A 241-nucleotide genomic window follows, 5' to 3' on the forward strand; every position below is an offset into this window, starting at 1 on the left:
GTCATCGCGTGTGCGTTCCTTGGCATGATGAGACGAAACAACGGGAACGTCGATTTAGCCACGCGGCTGCGCTTCGTGAAATTGACGATTTTCTTGTGAGCTTGAGAAAAACTCAACTCGAAGCGGCGGGCAAGTACCCGCTCCTGGCTGCGCACAGAAAAGCGCAGCATAATCGGAGGCACGAGCCGCACGAGGCGCACTGAATGCAGGTGCTTTCGCAACAGCTCGATATGTGCGAACC

General features: G+C 55.6%; 1 protein-coding gene. It reads right to left on the reverse strand.

Features of this window, described 5'->3' with window-relative positions; genetic code table 11:
• Positions 1-241 (reverse strand): hypothetical protein (locus SB822_RS60315; protein ID WP_410859546.1); only part of this gene is annotated, 241 nt, incomplete at both ends.

The organism is Paraburkholderia sp. SIMBA_054 (assembly GCF_046534875.1).
Classification (GTDB): Bacteria; Pseudomonadota; Gammaproteobacteria; order Burkholderiales; family Burkholderiaceae; genus Paraburkholderia; species Paraburkholderia hospita.